The 16,389-nt window shown below is 60.8% G+C and carries 19 protein-coding genes; 4 read left to right on the top strand and 15 right to left on the bottom strand.

Annotated elements, in window-relative coordinates; all coding sequences use genetic code 11:
- The first annotated feature begins 20 nt into the window (after positions 1 to 20).
- The gene (locus QCBJ_RS23840) at positions 21 to 641 is read left to right on the top strand and encodes a hypothetical protein (protein ID WP_043204893.1); all 621 of its coding nucleotides are present in this window, start codon (positions 21 to 23) and stop codon (positions 639 to 641) included.
- Positions 642 to 644: 3 nt separating this feature from the next.
- On the opposite strand, the gene QCBJ_RS23835 is transcribed toward QCBJ_RS23840, so the two are convergent.
- From QCBJ_RS23835 to ppc, 7 genes are all read right to left on the bottom strand, one after another.
- Positions 645 to 1,343, bottom strand: a complete 699-nt coding sequence (locus tag QCBJ_RS23835; protein WP_102061736.1) for an extensin family protein — start codon at positions 1,341 to 1,343, stop codon at positions 645 to 647.
- Between the two features lie 3 nt (positions 1,344 to 1,346).
- Entirely contained in the window at positions 1,347 to 2,174 is an 828-nt protein-coding gene (locus tag QCBJ_RS23830) for an oxaloacetate decarboxylase (RefSeq protein WP_012722571.1), read from the bottom strand.
- A 27-nt stretch (positions 2,175 to 2,201) separates the two neighbouring features.
- The gene (locus QCBJ_RS23825; RefSeq protein ID WP_012722570.1) at positions 2,202 to 3,062 is read right to left on the bottom strand and encodes a DUF72 domain-containing protein; all 861 of its coding nucleotides are present in this window, start codon (positions 3,060 to 3,062) and stop codon (positions 2,202 to 2,204) included.
- On the bottom strand, positions 3,062 to 3,352 hold the full coding sequence (locus tag QCBJ_RS23820) for a hypothetical protein (protein ID WP_012722569.1): 291 nt from the start codon (positions 3,350 to 3,352) through the stop codon (positions 3,062 to 3,064). Before QCBJ_RS23820 ends, QCBJ_RS23825 begins: the two co-directional genes overlap by 1 nt.
- 200 nt (positions 3,353 to 3,552) lie before the next feature.
- Positions 3,553 to 4,236, bottom strand: a complete 684-nt coding sequence (gene tsaB, locus QCBJ_RS23815) for a tRNA (adenosine(37)-N6)-threonylcarbamoyltransferase complex dimerization subunit type 1 TsaB (RefSeq protein ID WP_012722568.1) — start codon at positions 4,234 to 4,236, stop codon at positions 3,553 to 3,555.
- A gap of 88 nt (positions 4,237 to 4,324) precedes the next feature.
- Positions 4,325 to 4,972, bottom strand: coding sequence for an adenylate kinase (gene adk, locus QCBJ_RS23810; protein ID WP_012722567.1), 648 nt, complete (start codon positions 4,970 to 4,972; stop codon positions 4,325 to 4,327).
- A 280-nt stretch (positions 4,973 to 5,252) separates the two neighbouring features.
- A complete protein-coding gene (gene ppc, locus QCBJ_RS23805) occupies positions 5,253 to 7,880 on the bottom strand; it encodes a phosphoenolpyruvate carboxylase (RefSeq protein WP_012722566.1) in 2,628 nt (875 codons plus the stop codon).
- A 184-nt stretch (positions 7,881 to 8,064) separates the two neighbouring features.
- Here ppc and QCBJ_RS23800 point away from each other — a divergent pair, with 184 nt between their 5' ends.
- The 3 genes from QCBJ_RS23800 (at position 8,065) to QCBJ_RS23790 (ending at position 9,949) form a co-directional block, all read left to right on the top strand.
- Positions 8,065 to 8,409, top strand: a complete 345-nt coding sequence (locus QCBJ_RS23800) for a hypothetical protein (RefSeq protein WP_012722565.1) — start codon at positions 8,065 to 8,067, stop codon at positions 8,407 to 8,409.
- 288 nt (positions 8,410 to 8,697) lie between these two features.
- Complete coding sequence (locus tag QCBJ_RS23795; RefSeq protein WP_173390380.1) at positions 8,698 to 9,108, top strand: DUF4398 domain-containing protein; 411 nt, start codon at positions 8,698 to 8,700, stop codon at positions 9,106 to 9,108.
- A 55-nt stretch (positions 9,109 to 9,163) separates the two neighbouring features.
- Positions 9,164 to 9,949: an OmpA family protein gene (locus tag QCBJ_RS23790; protein WP_012722563.1), complete on the top strand. Its 786-nt coding sequence runs from the start codon at positions 9,164 to 9,166 to the stop codon at positions 9,947 to 9,949.
- A gap of 29 nt (positions 9,950 to 9,978) precedes the next feature.
- On the opposite strand, the gene QCBJ_RS23785 is transcribed toward QCBJ_RS23790, so the two are convergent.
- From QCBJ_RS23785 to lysS, 8 genes are all read right to left on the bottom strand, one after another.
- Positions 9,979 to 10,173, bottom strand: a complete 195-nt coding sequence (locus tag QCBJ_RS23785; protein WP_012722562.1) for a hypothetical protein — start codon at positions 10,171 to 10,173, stop codon at positions 9,979 to 9,981.
- A 173-nt stretch (positions 10,174 to 10,346) separates the two neighbouring features.
- The gene (locus QCBJ_RS23780; RefSeq protein WP_177410680.1) at positions 10,347 to 10,691 is read right to left on the bottom strand and encodes a hypothetical protein; all 345 of its coding nucleotides are present in this window, start codon (positions 10,689 to 10,691) and stop codon (positions 10,347 to 10,349) included.
- Positions 10,692 to 10,859: 168 nt separating this feature from the next.
- Entirely contained in the window at positions 10,860 to 11,186 is a 327-nt protein-coding gene (locus tag QCBJ_RS23775; RefSeq protein ID WP_043204887.1) for a hypothetical protein, read from the bottom strand.
- Positions 11,183 to 12,088, bottom strand: a complete 906-nt coding sequence (locus QCBJ_RS23770) for an alpha/beta hydrolase (protein WP_102061735.1) — start codon at positions 12,086 to 12,088, stop codon at positions 11,183 to 11,185. Before QCBJ_RS23770 ends, QCBJ_RS23775 begins: the two co-directional genes overlap by 4 nt.
- A 27-nt stretch (positions 12,089 to 12,115) precedes the next feature.
- Entirely contained in the window at positions 12,116 to 13,393 is a 1,278-nt protein-coding gene (locus tag QCBJ_RS23765) for a flavohemoglobin expression-modulating QEGLA motif protein (protein WP_012722558.1), read from the bottom strand.
- A 21-nt stretch (positions 13,394 to 13,414) separates the two neighbouring features.
- Complete coding sequence (locus QCBJ_RS23760) at positions 13,415 to 13,963, bottom strand: hypothetical protein (protein WP_046036623.1); 549 nt, start codon at positions 13,961 to 13,963, stop codon at positions 13,415 to 13,417.
- A 16-nt stretch (positions 13,964 to 13,979) separates the two neighbouring features.
- Positions 13,980 to 14,696, bottom strand: a complete 717-nt coding sequence (locus QCBJ_RS23755; RefSeq protein WP_080567166.1) for a TetR/AcrR family transcriptional regulator — start codon at positions 14,694 to 14,696, stop codon at positions 13,980 to 13,982.
- A gap of 106 nt (positions 14,697 to 14,802) precedes the next feature.
- A complete protein-coding gene (lysS, locus tag QCBJ_RS23750; RefSeq protein ID WP_012722555.1) occupies positions 14,803 to 16,305 on the bottom strand; it encodes a lysine--tRNA ligase in 1,503 nt (500 codons plus the stop codon).
- Positions 16,306 to 16,389 lie beyond the last annotated feature (84 nt).

Below are 16,389 nucleotides of genomic sequence, written 5' to 3'. Positions count from 1 at the left end.
CTGAGCGTCGACCGAGAAAAATGTCAGACATTCTTCCCCTAACCATCGGTGTACTGCCGACCCACAACCACTACGGCCTGCGCAATACCCAAGCGCTGGCCGGGGTGAGCCATGTGTGGCAGGACTTCTTCGCCCGGGCGTTGGCCGAGCAGCTTGGCGATACGCCGGACGCGCTCGCGGTGCAGGCGCCTGCACCGGCAGACCCAGCGGTAGAACCGAGTGCTGGCGCCGACCTGTTGTCGCAGATCCTCACGCAGCGTGGGTGTGACGTGAAAGACACCGAAATCGCGCCGCCGGAGCCGCTGTTCCTGCCGATCGCCGAGTTCGAGACCGACTTGCTGCCACCCGCCGCCACACCGTTCCCGGAAGAAGAAATCGTCGCCCAGCAACGCCAGCAGAACTTCGAAAGCGGTTGGGTGCGCCCGATCGTACTGACCGCTGGCCAAGCGCTGCCGGAGCCAGGCCCGGCACCGGAGCCACGCCCACTGCACCTGCCCATCGCCGAATTCGAGTTGGACCTGCTGCCACCGGCCGCCACGCCGTACCCGACCGAAGAACTGGTCGCGCAACAGAAAGCCCTGGACTTCGATTATTACTGGGCACGCCCGCTGGTCACCCACAACCTGCGCCTGGCCGCCTGACACTCAGCGACACACCCACCAACGCCCCATATCCAGATGGAAATGGTTGCGGTGCGCGGCGTTGTAGTCCGGGCTCAGCACCACATTGAAATCATCACAGGCGCTATCGCGTACTTGGCGCAGGAACCGCGCATTATCGCCCTCCCCCGGCCAATCCTTGAGCACGCTGATACTGCGCCCATCCGCCAGACGAAAGCCGGCAATGTCCAGCGCATTGGCCGACGCATGCTGGCTCAGTCGCCCCTCGGCACGGTTATACATATTGCGACAGGCAAAACTGCCCAGATGGTCAACCCGTGTCACCGCCTGGCCGAATACCGCCTGGGCCGCCGGTTGCAGGCTGTGCCGCTCGAACAGGGCGAAGGCCACCGCCAGTGGGCAACTGGCGAGGAAGCTGCTGCTCAGCCCGACCGCTGCGCCCTGGACGCGCAAGGTATTACGCAAGGGGCAAGCGGCATCGGCGGGCGAGTCCGCCTGATGGCTGACGCGCAGGCCCGAGGTTTCCAGCACTTGATCACACAGCGCCGGGTCATCCTGCAGGCGCCCCAGCTTGTAACGGGTCAGCAGGTTGGGGCTGGCACGTACGTCCAGCGGTGCCCAGGGGTTCCAATCGGCCGGTATTGGCACCCAGCCACGCCAGACGCCCACGGCAACGGCGCTCGCCAGGATCAGCAGCAAGCCCATCACGTTGAAAAAACGCACGGCTTAGTCCTTGAAGAACTGGTTGGCCTGGCTGAACGGCATCTTGCGCTCGGTAAAGGTGAACGTGCCCAGCTCATACACTTCCTGGGCTGCACGATAGAACTCACCGTAGGCCGCCAACGCCAGGGCCGAGCCGACGCTGATCCGTCGCACGCCCATCTCGCTGAGCTGCGCGACGCTCAGGTTCAAGCCGCCGGACATCAACACATTCACCGGCTTGGGCGCCACCGCCTTGACCACCGCCAGCACTTCCTCGGCACTGCGCAAGGCCGGCGCATACAGCACGTCGGCACCGGCCTCGGCGTAGGCCTGCAGGCGGCGGATGGTGTCGGGCAGATCCAGGCGGCCGTGCAGGAGGTTTTCCGCACGGGCCGTCAGGGTGAAGGGGAATGGCAGGCTACGGGCGGCGGCAACGGCCGCTTCCACACGTTCTACGGAAAGGTCAAAGGGATAGATCGGGTCGACGGCGACGCCCGTGGCATCCTCGATGGAGCCACCGACGATCCCCGTGGCGGCGGCACGCAGGATGGTCTGGGCGCAACCTTCGGGGGTGTCGCTGAAGCCGTTTTCGAGATCAGCCGCCACCGGCAGCGCCGTGGCCTTGGCGATCATGCCGGCATTGATCAACGTGTCTTCCAGGGACAGCGCCCCTTCCGCATCCGGGCGCGCCAAGCTGAACGCGTAGCCCGCACTGGTGGTGGCCAGCGCTTCAAAACCCAGGCTGGCCAGCATCACGGCGGAGCCTGCATCCCACGGGTTAGGCATTACGAAGGCGCGGTCACGCTCATGCAAGGCCTTGAAGGTTTCGGCGCGAAGGGTTTGCGCATCCATGTCTGGCTCCTGGCGGGAAAAGGAGCCCTAGAGTAACCCCAGTTGCTCCACTTCGGGGGTACGATCCAACGTGGGCAGTGGCGGCAGCCCAGGTAGGCGCGCCATCAACTGGTCGTGGAAACGCAGGGCCAACTGCGCGGCGAGACGGTTATCCGAGGTGTGCAGGAACACATAGGGCGTGCGGCCTTCTTCGATCCAGCCGGCGACTTTTTCCACCCAGGGGACCAAAAACGGATCGTTGGCTTCGAGTTCGGGATGGCCGATAAAACGCACTTGGGGGAACTGCGTCAGCGCCGCCGGCCGTGGTGGCACCTTGGGCTTTTTCGATTGGGCGTGCAGCACGGCGGCTGAAGTCGACGTGCAACTGAAGAGTGCACGAGGGTCCAGGCAGATGCGTTCCACGCCCCGGTCACGCAACAAGCGGTTGAGCATGCGCTCGGCATCGCCCTTGGCGAAGAATTCCTGATGCCGTACTTCTACGGCCATTGGCCGCTCCAGGCCATCAATGAAACCGGCCAATTCCCCCAGACGCTGCGGTGTGAACGTCGCGGGCAGCTGCAACCACAGCGGCGATACCCGCTCACCCAAAGGACTCATCAAGCCCACAAAGCTTTCCGCTGCCGGGAGCTGCTCAATCAGGTTGCCGCTGTGGCTGATATCACCGGGAAACTTGGCCGTGAAGCGAAAATCCTCGGGCATGATCTCGGCCCAGCGTTGCACGGTGGCGGCCGACGGGCGGGCATAAAACGTGGTGTTGCCTTCAACGGCGTTGAAAACCTGGGAGTAGAGCGCAAGGTAGTCGCTGGAACGGGCATCGGCGGGGTACAGGTACTCGCGCCAAGCGTTTTCACTCCAGGACGGGCAACCCAGGTAGTAAGGCAGACGCATCAGATGTGGATGTCGAGGCCCAGCACTTCCATATCCCATTCGACAAAGCCGGCGGTGGTCAGGTAGCTGGCCAGGGCGGTGGCGACACTTCTGCTCATTGAGCGTGGGAAGACCATGTCTTGCTGACGGGCGGGAAGACCGCTGATACGTGATTGAGCGTTGGACTGCGCATCGGGTTGGACTTCGATGAAGTCCGGTGAATCTTCGACGGACTCGTCTACCGTGACGTTGGCCTTACGCGGCTTACGCTTGATGGGGTAGGACTGTGAGGAAAAGCCGTCTATACGCATCGATGCGAACTCGGTATCGGTGATGGCATTTTAGTGGCGCAATCCGTAGCGCGCAAATGCTCTGGTGATAACTAGAACACATAATTTGAAAAAGGTTTAAAACGGGGGGCAAATTCTGACGATTGGTGCAGATTAGAGGCGTGTTCGGGATGTTTAGGGCCGCTTCGCAGCCCGGCGCGGGGCAAGCCCGCTCACGACAGTTACAGGCCGCGTTCGGCCTTGGTCTGCGCCACTTTATCGCGCAGGTACACTGGTGCGGCCTGATCTGCGGGAATCGCCTCGCCACGCTCAAAAGCAAAACGAGCCAACGTCAGCAGGTCCTCGGCATGAGGCAACATCGCAGCGTCCTGGCCCGCCAACGGCACCGCGATGCGCTCACCATAACCCCAACCGGTGCCCGCACCGAACCAGTCGCCGCTGGCGTCGGCAGGCAGCACCGATGACTCCGGCGGCTGCACGGCTTCAACACCGACCAGGCGCATCTCTCCCGCTGTTTCGCGGTAGCAACCCCAATACACTTCATCCATGCGCGCATCGATGGCTGCCGCAACCTGCTGGGCGCCATGTTCACGCAAGGCGCGCTGGGCCAGCACGGCGAGGTTGGACACCGGCAACACCGGACGCTCCAGCGCAAATGCCAGGCCCTGAACCACGCCGATGGCGATACGCACGCCGGTAAAGGCACCCGGCCCACGGCCGAAGGCAATGGCATCGACCGCAGCCAGCGTAGTACCGGCGTCTTCGAGCAGTTGCTTGATCATCGGCAACAGCTTTTGCGCGTGCAGGCGCGGGATCACCTCGTAGTGGCTCGTTACCTTGCCATCGTGCAGCAGGGCAACCGAGCAAGCTTCAGTCGCGGTGTCCAGGGCCAGCAGGGTGCTCATCGGTGTAGGTGTCCAAGTCGAAAAAAGTGCGCCAGTATAAACAACAACGGCCCGCAAGCGGGCCGTTATCCGTGAAGCCGCCGAGGGATCAGCTCAGTGCTTGCAGCACCTTGGCAGTGATCGCTTCGACCGAGCCGACGCCAGGAATGTGGCTGTACTTCGGCTTGCCCTGGGCAGCGGACAGCTTCTGGTAGAAATCCACCAGCGGCTTGGTCTGGGAGTGGTAGACCGACAGACGATGACGCACAGTTTCTTCAGTGTCGTCTTTGCGCTGCACCAGGTCGTCGCCGGTCACATCGTCCTTGCCTTCAACTTTTGGCGGGTTGTAGACGGTGTGGTACACGCGGCCCGAGGCTTCATGAACACGACGACCGGCAATGCGCTGGACGATCTCTTCATCTTCAACCGCGATTTCAACCACGGCGTCCAGCTCGACGCCGGCCTTCACCAGGGCTTCAGCCTGGGGAATGGTGCGCGGGAAGCCGTCGAACAGGAAACCGTTCTTGCAGTCTTCCTGGCTGATGCGTTCCTTGACCAGGTTGATGATCAAGTCATCGGAAACCAGGCCACCGCTGTCCATCACGCTCTTGGCGATCAGGCCCAGCTCGGTGCCCGCCTTGACGGCCGCACGCAGCATGTCGCCGGTGGAGATTTGCGGAATGCCGAATTTTTCAGTGATGAACTTTGCCTGAGTACCTTTACCGGCCCCGGGAGCTCCCAGCAGAATGACGCGCATCGATGTGCTCCTCAATTTTTTTATAGAGATGACGCTCGGATTCGCCGCGGGGGGCCAATCGCGTAAAAATAGAATTCGGGCCGCCCAAACGGCCAAAGGCTGATCAAGATACACAGCAGGCCTTAACCACACAAGCCGCCAAAAGTCGCAGGAACCCGCGCCGTGCATGCGTCATAGGTAGGGTGTGCCTGAGTGCAACCCGGCCTCGTAAACGCCGACCGCCCTTTTCAGGGCGGCCGTCGTGGTTTATCTGCAAGCCGTTGAGAACACGCAAAAAACCTTAGCCGGTGTTACGCAAACCGGCAGCAATACCGGCCACGGAGACCAGCAGCGCCTGTTCCAGAGGGCTGTCTTGTGCCGCTTCCTGCTGACGGGAGCGCGCCAGCAACTCGGCCTGCAACAAGTGCAAGGGGTCGAGATAGGTGTTGCGCAGGCGGATGAACTCCAGGGTGTCCGGACTGTGCGCCAGCAATTGCGACTGGCCAGTCAGGCCAAGCACCACGCTGCATGCCTGCGACAATAGGTCGCGCAAATGCGTCCCCAATGGCAGCAGGTCTGGCTGCACCAGGCGCTCGTCATACAGGCGGGCGATATCGGCGTCGGCCTTGGCCAGCACCATTTCCAGCATGTCGATGCGGGTACGGAAGAACGGCCACTGCTCGCGCATCTGCCCCAGCAGTTCGCCTTCGCCGCGCTCCAGGGCCTTGCTCAGCGCCGCCTCCCAGCCAAGCCAGGCCGGCAGCATCAGGCGGGTCTGGGTCCAGCCGAAGATCCACGGGATCGCGCGCAGGCTTTCAATCCCGCCCGCACGTCGCTTGGCCGGGCGACTGCCCAGCGGCAAGCGGCCCAGCTCCTGTTCCGGCGTGGACTGACGGAAATACTCGACGAACTGCGGATTTTCCCGCACCACGGCGCGGTAAGCACTGACACCGTCTGCCGCCAATTCGTCCATCAAATGGCGCCAGGCCGGTTCAGGAGGCGGTGGTGGCAACAGCGTCGCTTCCAGTACCGCCGCCAAATAGAGGTTGAGGTTCTGCTCGGCGATATCCGGCAAACCGAACTTGAAGCGGATCATCTCGCCCTGTTCAGTGGTCCGGAACCGTCCTGCCACCGAACCCGGCGGCTGCGACAGGATCGCCGCGTGGGCCGGGCCACCGCCACGACCGACGGTGCCACCGCGACCGTGGAACAACAACAGTTCCACTTGCTGCTCGCGGCAGATATCCACCAGCCGCTCCTGCGCCCGGTACTGCGCCCAGGCGGCGGCGGTGGTGCCGGCATCCTTGGCCGAGTCCGAGTAGCCGATCATCACTTCCTGCGGGCCCTGCAAACGCGTGCGATAGCCCGGCAGCAGCAACAGTTGCTCGATCACCGGGCCGGCGTTATCCAAGTCGGCCAGGGTTTCGAACAGCGGCACCACGCGCATCGGCCGTTGCACGCCCGACTCTTTAAGCAGCAGTTGCACCGCCAACACGTCCGACGCAGCGCCGGCCATGGAGATGACGTACGAGCCCAACGATGCGGCGGGGGCGGCGGCGACTTCCTTGCAGGTGTTGAGCACTTCGGCAGTATCCGCCGACGGCTTGAAATACCCCGGCAGCAGCGGTCGACGATTGGCCAGCTCTTTCATCAAGAAGCTGATGCGCGCCTCTTCATCCCAGTCTTCGTAACGCCCCAGGCCGAGGTAATCAGTGATTTCAGTCATGGCCGCCGAATGACGGCTGGAGTCCTGGCGCACATCCAGGCGCACCAGGAACAAACCGAACGTCACCGCACGCCGCAGGCAGTCGAGCAGCGGCCCGTCGGCGATCACGCCCATGCCGCACTCGTGCAACGACTGGTAGCACAACTCCAGCGGCTCCAGCAGGTCGCGATTGTTTTGCAGCACCTCGGCGGGCGCTGGCGTGCTGCTGCTCAACGCCGTATGTGCCCACTGGCGCGTGGCCCGCAGGCGTTCGCGCAGTTGCTTGAGCAGAGCGCGATAGGGTTCGACGCTGTCGCCGACCTTGGCTTGCAATGCCGGGCTGGCTTGCTGCATCGACAGCTCGGACGCCAGGTGATCGATATCACGCAGGTACAGGTCGGCCGCCATCCAGCGTGCCAGCAACAGCACTTCACGGGTGACCGGCGCGGTGACATTCGGGTTGCCGTCACGGTCGCCGCCCATCCACGAAGCGAAGCGGATCGGCGCCGCCTCGAGCGGCAAGCGCAGGCCAGTGGCGGCGTGCAGGGCCTGGTCGGCCTTGCGCAGGTAATTGGGAATGGCGTGCCACAGGGAATGTTCGATCACCGCAAAGCCCCACTTGGCCTCGTCTACCGGGGTGGGCCGGGTGCGGCGGATTTCTTCGGTGTGCCAGGCTTCGGCGATCAAGCGTTGCAGGCGCTGGCGAATCTGCTCGCGCTCTGCGGTGGTGAGATCACGGTGATCCTGCAGCGCCAGTTGGGCGGCAATGGCATCGTATTTCTGGATCAAGGTGCGGCGCGCCACCTCGGTCGGGTGCGCGGTGAGGACCAATTCAATTTCCAGGCGCCCCAACTGGCGGGCCAGGGACTCGTTGCTGTGCCCTTCGCTTTGCAGGCGGGCGAGCAATTCCGGCAATACGCGGGACTCAAAGGGTGCCGGTTGCGACTCATCGCGTCGGTGAATCAGTTGGTATTGCTCGGCGATATTGGCCAGGTTGAGGAACTGGTTGAAAGCCCGGGCGACCGGCAGCAGTTCGTTTTCCTGCAACTGATTGAGGCTCGCGCTCAATTCATCGCCGGCCCCTCGTCGGTCGGCCTTCGCGCCTTTGCGGATCTGCTCGATTTTGTCGAGAAAAGCATCGCCGTACTGCTCTCGAATGGTGTTGCCCAACAGCTCACCCAGCAGGTGAACATCCTCACGCAAGCGTGCATCGATATCACTCATCAGCCAATCTCCAGCCAGAAATCCGGGACGCGCAGGTCTGTCAGAGTGCCGCTGGCGTCGATTTATGACAAGACTTTAAACCTTGTGAGTTGCAGCTAGTCTCAACACTGAGTCGCCTGCGTTTATCCATGCAGCGACTGGTCACTCATCACCGCCTGCCATCACGGGCTTTATTGAGGTTGCCATGAAAATCCGAGAACTGGCCCAGCATTGGGAAGAAAACGCCAAGGGTCGCTTGACCAAGACCGAGTACGCCATCCACTTGGATGTGGAGTCTGCCGCGAGGCTGGCGGCCATCGCCGAAATGTACCCCAAGCGCCACACTGAAGAACTGCTCGGCGAGCTGATCGGCGCCGCCCTCGAAGAGCTGGAAGCCAGCTTTCCGTACATCAAGGGCCAGCAGGTGATTGCCACCGATGAAGAGGGCGATCCGTTGTATGAAGACGTCGGTCCTACCCCTCGCTTCCTGACGCTGTCGCGGCGTTATCTGCATGATATGTCCGCCAGCAGCGACGAACAGAAGCACTGATACGACCCTGCCAAACCCTTGTACGCCGGGCACTTTACGCGCCCGGCGTACCGCTGCGCAACGCAGAAGTTCCAAGTTTTTTACACTGACCGATCAGTCAGATATTTTTTTAGGCAAATCGCCATCTTCTCTGAACTTTTGAAAAAAGCCTCCGGTCACAGCCAGTAAGCCATCACTTGGAACGGCCGTTTGAAAGGGCTTCTGCTGCTTTATCGCCAGGTCCTCAGCCGCACTCCAGTGACATGGATTTAAATGTTTTTCAGGAGTTATCCAATGGAGTTGAAGACGATGAAGACCAGCACTGCCAAATCCTCGTTTAACCACCTGCGCGGGCTCAAATTGGCCGCGCTGGCAATCGGCACCAGCTTCGTTCTGGCGGGTTGCGCCGGCAATCCTCCGACCGAGCAGTACGCGGTGACCCAGTCCGCAGTCAACAGCGCTGTCAGCGCCGGCGGCACCGAGTACGCAGCTGTAGAAATGAAGTCGGCCCAGGACAAGCTCAAGCAAGCCGAGATTGCCATGCACGACAAGAACTACGACGAAGCCCGTCGCCTGGCTGAACAAGCCGAGTGGGATGCTCGCGTCGCCGAGCGTAAGTCCCAGGCCGCCAAGGCTGAACAGGCTGTGAAGGATTCCCAGAAGGCTGTTGATGAGTTGCGTAAGGAAGGCATGCGCCCGGCTGCTATCCAGCAGAAGTAAGACGCACCCCTTGACCGCATCGCACCTGATATCGAATTGAAAGGACGACACGACTATGCGTAAACAATTGATGATCCCTGCCCTGCTGGCGATGAGCGTTGCACTGGCGGCCTGCTCCACCCCGCCGAACGCGAACCTGGAAAACGCACGGACCAACTTTTCGGCCCTGCAAACCAACCCGCAAGCCACCAAGCTGGCGGCGCTGGAAACCAAGGACGCCAGCGAATGGCTGGACAAGGCTGACAAGGCCTACCGCGATAAGGAAGACGAGAAGAAAGTCGACCAGTTGGCCTACCTGACCAACCAGCGCGTTGAAGTGGCCAAAGACACCATCGTGCTGCGCGAATCCGAAGCCAAGCTGAAAAACGCCGGTGACGAACGCGCCCGCGCCCTGCTGGACGCCCGTGATGCACAGATCAAGCAACTGCAAGACAGCCTGAATGCCAAGCAGACTGATCGCGGCACCTTGGTAACATTCGGTGACGTGCTGTTCGCTACCAACAAGTCCGACCTGAAATCCAGCGGCCTGGTGAACATCACCAAACTGGCTCAGTTCCTGCGCGACAACCCGGACCGTAAAGTGATCGTCGAAGGCTACACCGACAGCACCGGTTCCGATTCGTACAACCAGAGCCTGTCCGAGCGCCGTGCGGCTTCGGTACAACGCGCACTGGCCCAACAGGGTGTGGATATTTCCCGCATCGTGACCCAGGGCTATGGCAAGGAATACCCGGTTGCCGACAACGGCAGCGTATCGGGCCGTGCCATGAACCGCCGCGTTGAAGTGACCATCTCCAACGACAACCAGCCGGTCAAGCCACGGTCTTCCGTTGCTAACTGATTGATTAGCGCAATATAAGAAAACCCACCTCACGGTGGGTTTTTTTTCGACTCATCAAACTGAATAGTGCGATTCGTGTCCTCGGCTGGCATTTCAATCTTCGCGCCCGCCTGCTCATCCATTTGTTGATCGCGCTTGTACCTGCGAGCGGCTTCCTGTTCCAGCGCTACATGCTGCCTTGCCATGGCCAACATGTTTTCCAATACAGGAATATGTATTTTCATCCTCGACCCAATCTATGTAGGTTGCCGCATTTTTTGTGGCATTTGAGAAGAAACGGTTCCGAAATTTCCACAGCAACTGCATGAAGTGCTGCGCCACACATTTCGCGACAGGCTGAATAGTTGTATCAAAATGAAAAAACCGCCCCAAAAGGGCGGTTCAAAAGGGCCGCTGTTTAACCGCCCACCTTGCCTGTGCCCTGAGTCTCCGGCATTTGGATCTGGCCCTGGCCCTGAGCGCCACCTTGACCATCCTGCGCGCCTTGATCGCCCTGCGCACCCTGTGCACCTTGATCATTTTTTTGTTTAAGCAGCTTTTCCAGCAGCTTCATCAGTTCCTCGAGCTCACCTCCGCCCTGGCTGCCCTGTCCGCCTTTAGCACTTTGTGACTGCAGGTCTTTAATTTTACTTTGAACGTCCTGGATCTGCTGATCAAGGCCTTGACTTGACGGGGCGCCACCGCCGACATTACCACCGTTACCCATGCTGCCTACGCCCGATATTCCGTTTATACCTGCCATATATGCTCACTCCAGACTCATAAAAAAATGGACTGATCAGCATTGCCAATCAGTCCATTATCAGTGGTGAGCAAGCGAGGCTGGTTCCGGCCGGCCGAGCGCCTGACAGGCGTTAAATCATTAATCGGTAAGCAAAACGGAGCTTTCCCACACCGATAAAAACCGCGTTCATTGTTGCAATTTAGGGGTTTCCTGCCCCATGCAACGCACGGCCTGCTTCTTGTTGTTGACCAGCACGCCGCTCAGGCCTTTCTGCTCGGTATCGAACATGACCAGCACCCCATCGACGCACTGCGCCACTTGCGCGGCCGGCGTCAGCGAGATCTTGTAGTCCTCGCCCGGCACGGTCTTGAGCAGGGTGAAATCGCTGAGCAACAGCGCATCTTCCGGCTTGGCGAAGTGCAGGTAACCGTAGTACCACAGGCAACCGACGGTACCGATGATGGTGCCGATACCGGTGAGGATCAGCGGGATCATGTTGCGTTCTTCGCTCATTGCGGGCTCTCTGATGAATCAACGTTAGGAGTGGGGTAGTTCGGAATTTCGCCCAGCCGCCGCAGGCCGTTGAAGTGCTGCGGGTCATCGAGGTAACGCAGCATCACGGTTTGCCAAGTCTTGTCGGCAAAGGTCTGTACATGACCGCCTCGGGTCAACTGCAGCACCCTGGGCGGCGGTGCGGCCTGGTACAGGCGAATGCCATTGGCCACGGGCACGATCGGGTCATCCAGACTGTGGAACAACAGCTTCGGCACGCCGGTCAGCTGAGGCATGGCATGGATCGCACTGTCGGCGTCCGGTACCAGCCAGGACAACGGCACCTGAAACGGCCATGTTAACCAGGAGGTGCTCAGGGCGAATTGTCCTACGTCACGATAACTGGCAGGCACGCCGTCCAGCACCAGCGCCTTGAGCCGGGATTGGCGCTCCGGGTGCGCGGCCAGGTAGTGCACCGCCAGCGCACCGCCCAGGCTTTGGCCCAGCACGATCAGTGGCTGGCCTTGGGTTTCAGGCACTTTGTCGATCCAGGTGAAGGCCGCATCCACATCCTGATAGATCGCGGGCAGCGAGGGCTTGCCTTGCGACAAGCCGTAACCGCGATAATCCAGCAGCAGCACCTGGTAGCCCTGTTCGGGCAGCCACCAACTGCCACCCAAGTGCCAGGCCAGATTGCCACCGTTACCGTGCAGGTGCAGCACCGTGCCCTTGAGCGGCACACCAGGCTTGGCCGGCAGCCACCAGGCGTGGAGCTTCACACCGTCGGCGGTGGTGAGGGTGACGTCGCGGTATTGCAGGTGCGCTTTTTCCGGCGTGAACGGCAGGCCGGGTTCGGGGTAGAACAGCAATGAGCTGCAGCCGTTCAATGTGAGGAGCAGGCATAGAATGCCGAGGATTCTCATCCGTTGAAGCCTCGCGAATACCACGGTTTAAAGGATATTGGAGTAATCCGCCTCGATCCGATCCAGGCTCAGGTGGTTGAGGAAGTTGGAGAAGCACATCCACGCCGCCAGCGCGTTCATGTCGCGAAACTGCTCGGGCAGGTACTTGGGCGGCACCACCAGGCCTTCGTCGACCAGTTGGCGCAGGGTGCGCATGTCTTCCAGGGTGGTCTTGCCGCAGAACAGCAGCGGCACTTGTTCCAACTTGCCTTTGCGCACGGCCAGCTGGATGTAGTTGTAGACCATGATAAAGCCCTTGAGGTAGGACAGATCCTTGGTAAACGGCAGACCGGTCGGCACCGACCCTCGGAATACGCGACTGGCATTGCCGTAGCTTTCGGCCATCTCAAAGCCTTGCTCGCGGAAGAACTCGAACACCTGCAGAAAATCGGCACCCTCCTCCACCATATGGATCGCGCGGGTGCGGTTGGTCAGCTTGCGCAGACGACTCGGGTAGGAGGCAAACGTGATGATTTCCATCAGGATCGCCAAGCCTTCCTGGGTCACAGTGGACGACGGCGGGCCCTTGGACAGGAAGGTGCAGATGGGCTGGTTCTGGCCATTGAGGGTGGTGCCCACGTGCACCAGGCCTTCATGCACTTCCAGGGCACGCACGTCGCGATCGTTGAACATCGCGTCGGCGCGGATCTTGATGTAATCCGCGCCCGCCGCCGCGTCGGCGACGATACCGTCGGACTCGAACACGCGGATGGTTTCTTCAGCCTCGCCGAATACTTTATTCAGGCGTGTTTGCAGCAGAGCGACGGCGTCCTTGGCGGTGAGCGTCTTGGCTTCGTCCTTGAGGTCGCCACGGCCGTCGATATTGTTCAGGTAGTCGGACAGCATCAGGCCCAGGTCGGCCAGGGTCGGGTCGCCGGCGTGGAACGCATCAGAGGCGGCGCCGTACAGTTCCTGGGAAATCAGGCCGAAATCCTCGGTGCCACGCGCTTCGAGCATGCGCACCACCATGCGATATTCCCGGCACATGCGACGCATGATCTGCCCCACCGGGCTGAACTGGCCGAGCCGGCGGGTGATGTCGCGCTCGATGTTCTGGAACTCCAGCTTCACCGCGCTGGAGTCGAACGCCAGTGGCCGGTTGAGATAGTAATCACGGTCAACCGCCGGCATTTCCTTACCTTTGGCCTTGAGGAACCCCTGACGAATGTTCTCGTCCCACTTCACGGCGTCGAGGACGCGAATCGGTGTTTGCGCCAGCACAATGCGATCAGACAAGGTGCGTATCGTCTGCTGGTAATCGTCCACCCGGTGCTTCCTCTTTAAACGTTATTTGCCCGCACGCCGGTAGCGCACGGCCTCTACGAATACATCGGCATTGGCCGGGTCATCCAGGTAGGCAAACACCTGGTCCAAGGGGCTGTCGACCAGCACCCCGGCGCCTTCGACGGTTTCCACAGTACTGCCATGCAAGTTTTTTTGGCCTATCGCTTGATGAATCTGCTCAAGGTCGAGGGTGTAGACCACCAATTCGTGCTTTTCGCTGATTTCAAAACCCGCCAGGATGAAATGCCCGCCCAGTTTGGCCGGCAACGGCGCTGACAGGTACCAGCGGTTGCCATGGCGCGACACACTGAACAGGTACTCGTCACGCTGGCCTGGCTTGGCTGTAGGGTAGCTCACGGCTTTATAACGGTGCTCGCCGACGCGGGTGATGTGCAGGTTGAGCGGCTCGCCCCAGGCGTTTTTGCTGGTCCATTGGCCCAGCAGGGCCGGCGGCGCGGCTTCATGGGCCGGCAGCGGCTCCTTGAAGGTCACCAGGCAACCGCTGAGCAGCAGGAACGACAAGGCGATTACAACCAAACGCCAGGTTTTCATTGGACATCCCCCGGTGTCAGACCGAGGCCAACACCAAATGCATGTAACGCTTGAGGATCTCAAGCATTTCTTCACCGGTCAGAGGCTCTGCGCCGCCCAACAGGCCCTGATATTCCATCCGACTGATTATCGCCGTCAACACTTTGGCATCCTGTTGCGGCTCGCGGGAGCCCAACACCTGGAAAAACTGCCCGGTGCCCTGCAACAGAATTTGCTGATGGGAGCGCACCAGTTCCGCCAGGCGCGGGTTGAGCAAGGCTTCCTGGCGAAAAGCCTGTTCGGCCATCAGGTGTTCGCGACGGTTGGTCAATTGGCGTAGCACATAGTCGGCGGTCAGCCGCGCAATGTCATCGGCCAACTGCGAGCGCGAGGCGGGGCTGCCGTCACCATAGGCGACCATTTCACGCAGCAGACCTTCGTTACGCACCCACAGCTTGCCCATGAACGCGGCGCTGCGTTCAACGTATTGGGCAAACGTATCGGTGAGCAGGTCATCGATATCCTTGAAATAGTAGGTGGTGGCCGACAACGGCACCCCCGCCTCCGCCGCCACTGCCCGATGGCGCACAGCCCGTACGCCGTCACGCACCACGATGCGCATGGCGGCATCGAGAATGTCTTGCCTGCGCTGCTCGCTGCCCCGACGGCTGGCCTTGCGGCCCTGGTACTGGACGCTTTCAGCCACGGCAGCAGCAATGCCGGCGGCACCTTCTTGAGCCATTACGCGGTTCACGACACACATCCTTGAATAGATCAAAACCTGGCGCTGTTTGCTTGACGCTTATAAACGCCACATAAAAAAGCCGCCTTATAAAAGGCGGCTTCGGATTTCGCTACGGTTACGCTTGCGGCCGCATGTGCGGGAACAAGATCACGTCACGGATCGACGGCGAGTTGGTCAGCAGCATCACCAGGCGGTCGATGCCGATACCTTCACCGGCGGTGGGCGGCATGCCGTATTCCAGGGCGCGTACGAAGTCAGCATCGTAGTGCATGGCTTCGTCATCGCCGGCGTCCTTATCGGCCACCTGGGCCATGAAGCGCTCGGCCTGGTCTTCCGCGTCGTTGAGCTCGGAGTAGGCGTTGGCGATTTCGCGGCCGCCGATGAACAGCTCGAAACGGTCGGTGACGTTCGGGTTGTCATCGTTGCGACGGGCCAGCGGCGACACTTCGAACGGGTACTGAGTAATGAAGTGCGGCTGCTCCAGCTTGTGCTCCACCAGCTCTTCGAAAATCATCACCTGCAATTTGCCCAGGCCTTCGAAGCCCAGCACCTTGGCGCCGGCTTTCTTGGCGATCGCACGAGCCTTGTCGATGTCGTTCAGGTCGTCGGCGGTCAGCTCAGGGTTGTATTTGAGGATCGAATCGAATACCGACAGACGCACGAACGGCTCGCCGAAGTGGAACACCTTGTCGCCGTACGGCACGTCGGTGCTGCCCAGAACCAGCTGTGCCAGCTCGCGGAACAGTTCTTCGGTCAGGTCCATGTTGTCTTCGTAGTCGGCGTAGGCCTGGTAGAACTCCAACATGGTGAATTCTGGGTTGTGACGGGTCGAGACGCCTTCGTTACGGAAGTTGCGGTTGATCTCGAACACCTTCTCGAAGCCGCCAACAACAAGGCGCTTGAGGTACAGCTCAGGCGCAATACGCAGGAACATTTCCAGGTCCAGCGCGTTGTGGTGGGTTTCGAACGGCTTGGCTGCGGCACCACCGGGGATGGTTTGCAGCATCGGGGTTTCCACTTCCAGGAAGTCACGCTGCATCAGGAAGCTGCGGATGTGGGCGATGACTTGCGAACGCACGCGGAAGGTCTGGCGCACGTCTTCGTTGACGATCAGGTCAACGTAGCGCTGGCGATAGCGCTGTTCGGTGTCGGTCAGGCCGTGGTGCTTGTCCGGCAGCGGGCGCAGGGATTTGGTCAGCAGCCGCACGCTGGTCATTTCCACGTACAGGTCGCCCTTGCCGGAACGGGCCAGGGTGCCTTCGGCGGCGATGATGTCGCCCATGTCCCAGGTTTTCACCGAGGCCAGGGTGTCTTCGGACAGGGTCTTGCGGTTGACGTAGACCTGGATACGCCCGGTCATGTCCTGGATCACCATGAACGAGCCACGGTTAAGCATGATGCGACCTGCCACCTTGACCGGAATCGCAGCCTCTGCCAGCTCTTCCTTGGTCTTGTCCGCGTATTGCTTCTGCAAGGCATCGCAGTAGTTTTCGCGGCGGAAGTCGTTGGGGAAGGCATTGCCCTTGGCGCGCTCGGCAGCCAGCTTTTCCTTGCGCAGGGCGATCAGGGAGTTTTCTTCCTGTTGCAGGGCTTGCGGGTCGAGTTGTTGGTCGCTCATGTCTTTTGAAATTCCATCACAGGTTCGTTGCCCCCAGCCTTCGGCTGGGGATCGCCGGGCAGGGACGCTGCGTCCCCCCGGCTC

Origin of the sequence: Pseudomonas sp. QC2, from assembly GCF_002859085.1 — a bacterium.
Lineage (GTDB): Bacteria > Pseudomonadota > Gammaproteobacteria > Pseudomonadales > Pseudomonadaceae > Aquipseudomonas > Aquipseudomonas petroselini.
Note: the sequence above shows the minus strand (reverse complement) of the source record. Positions and strands in the feature narration are given on the sequence as shown.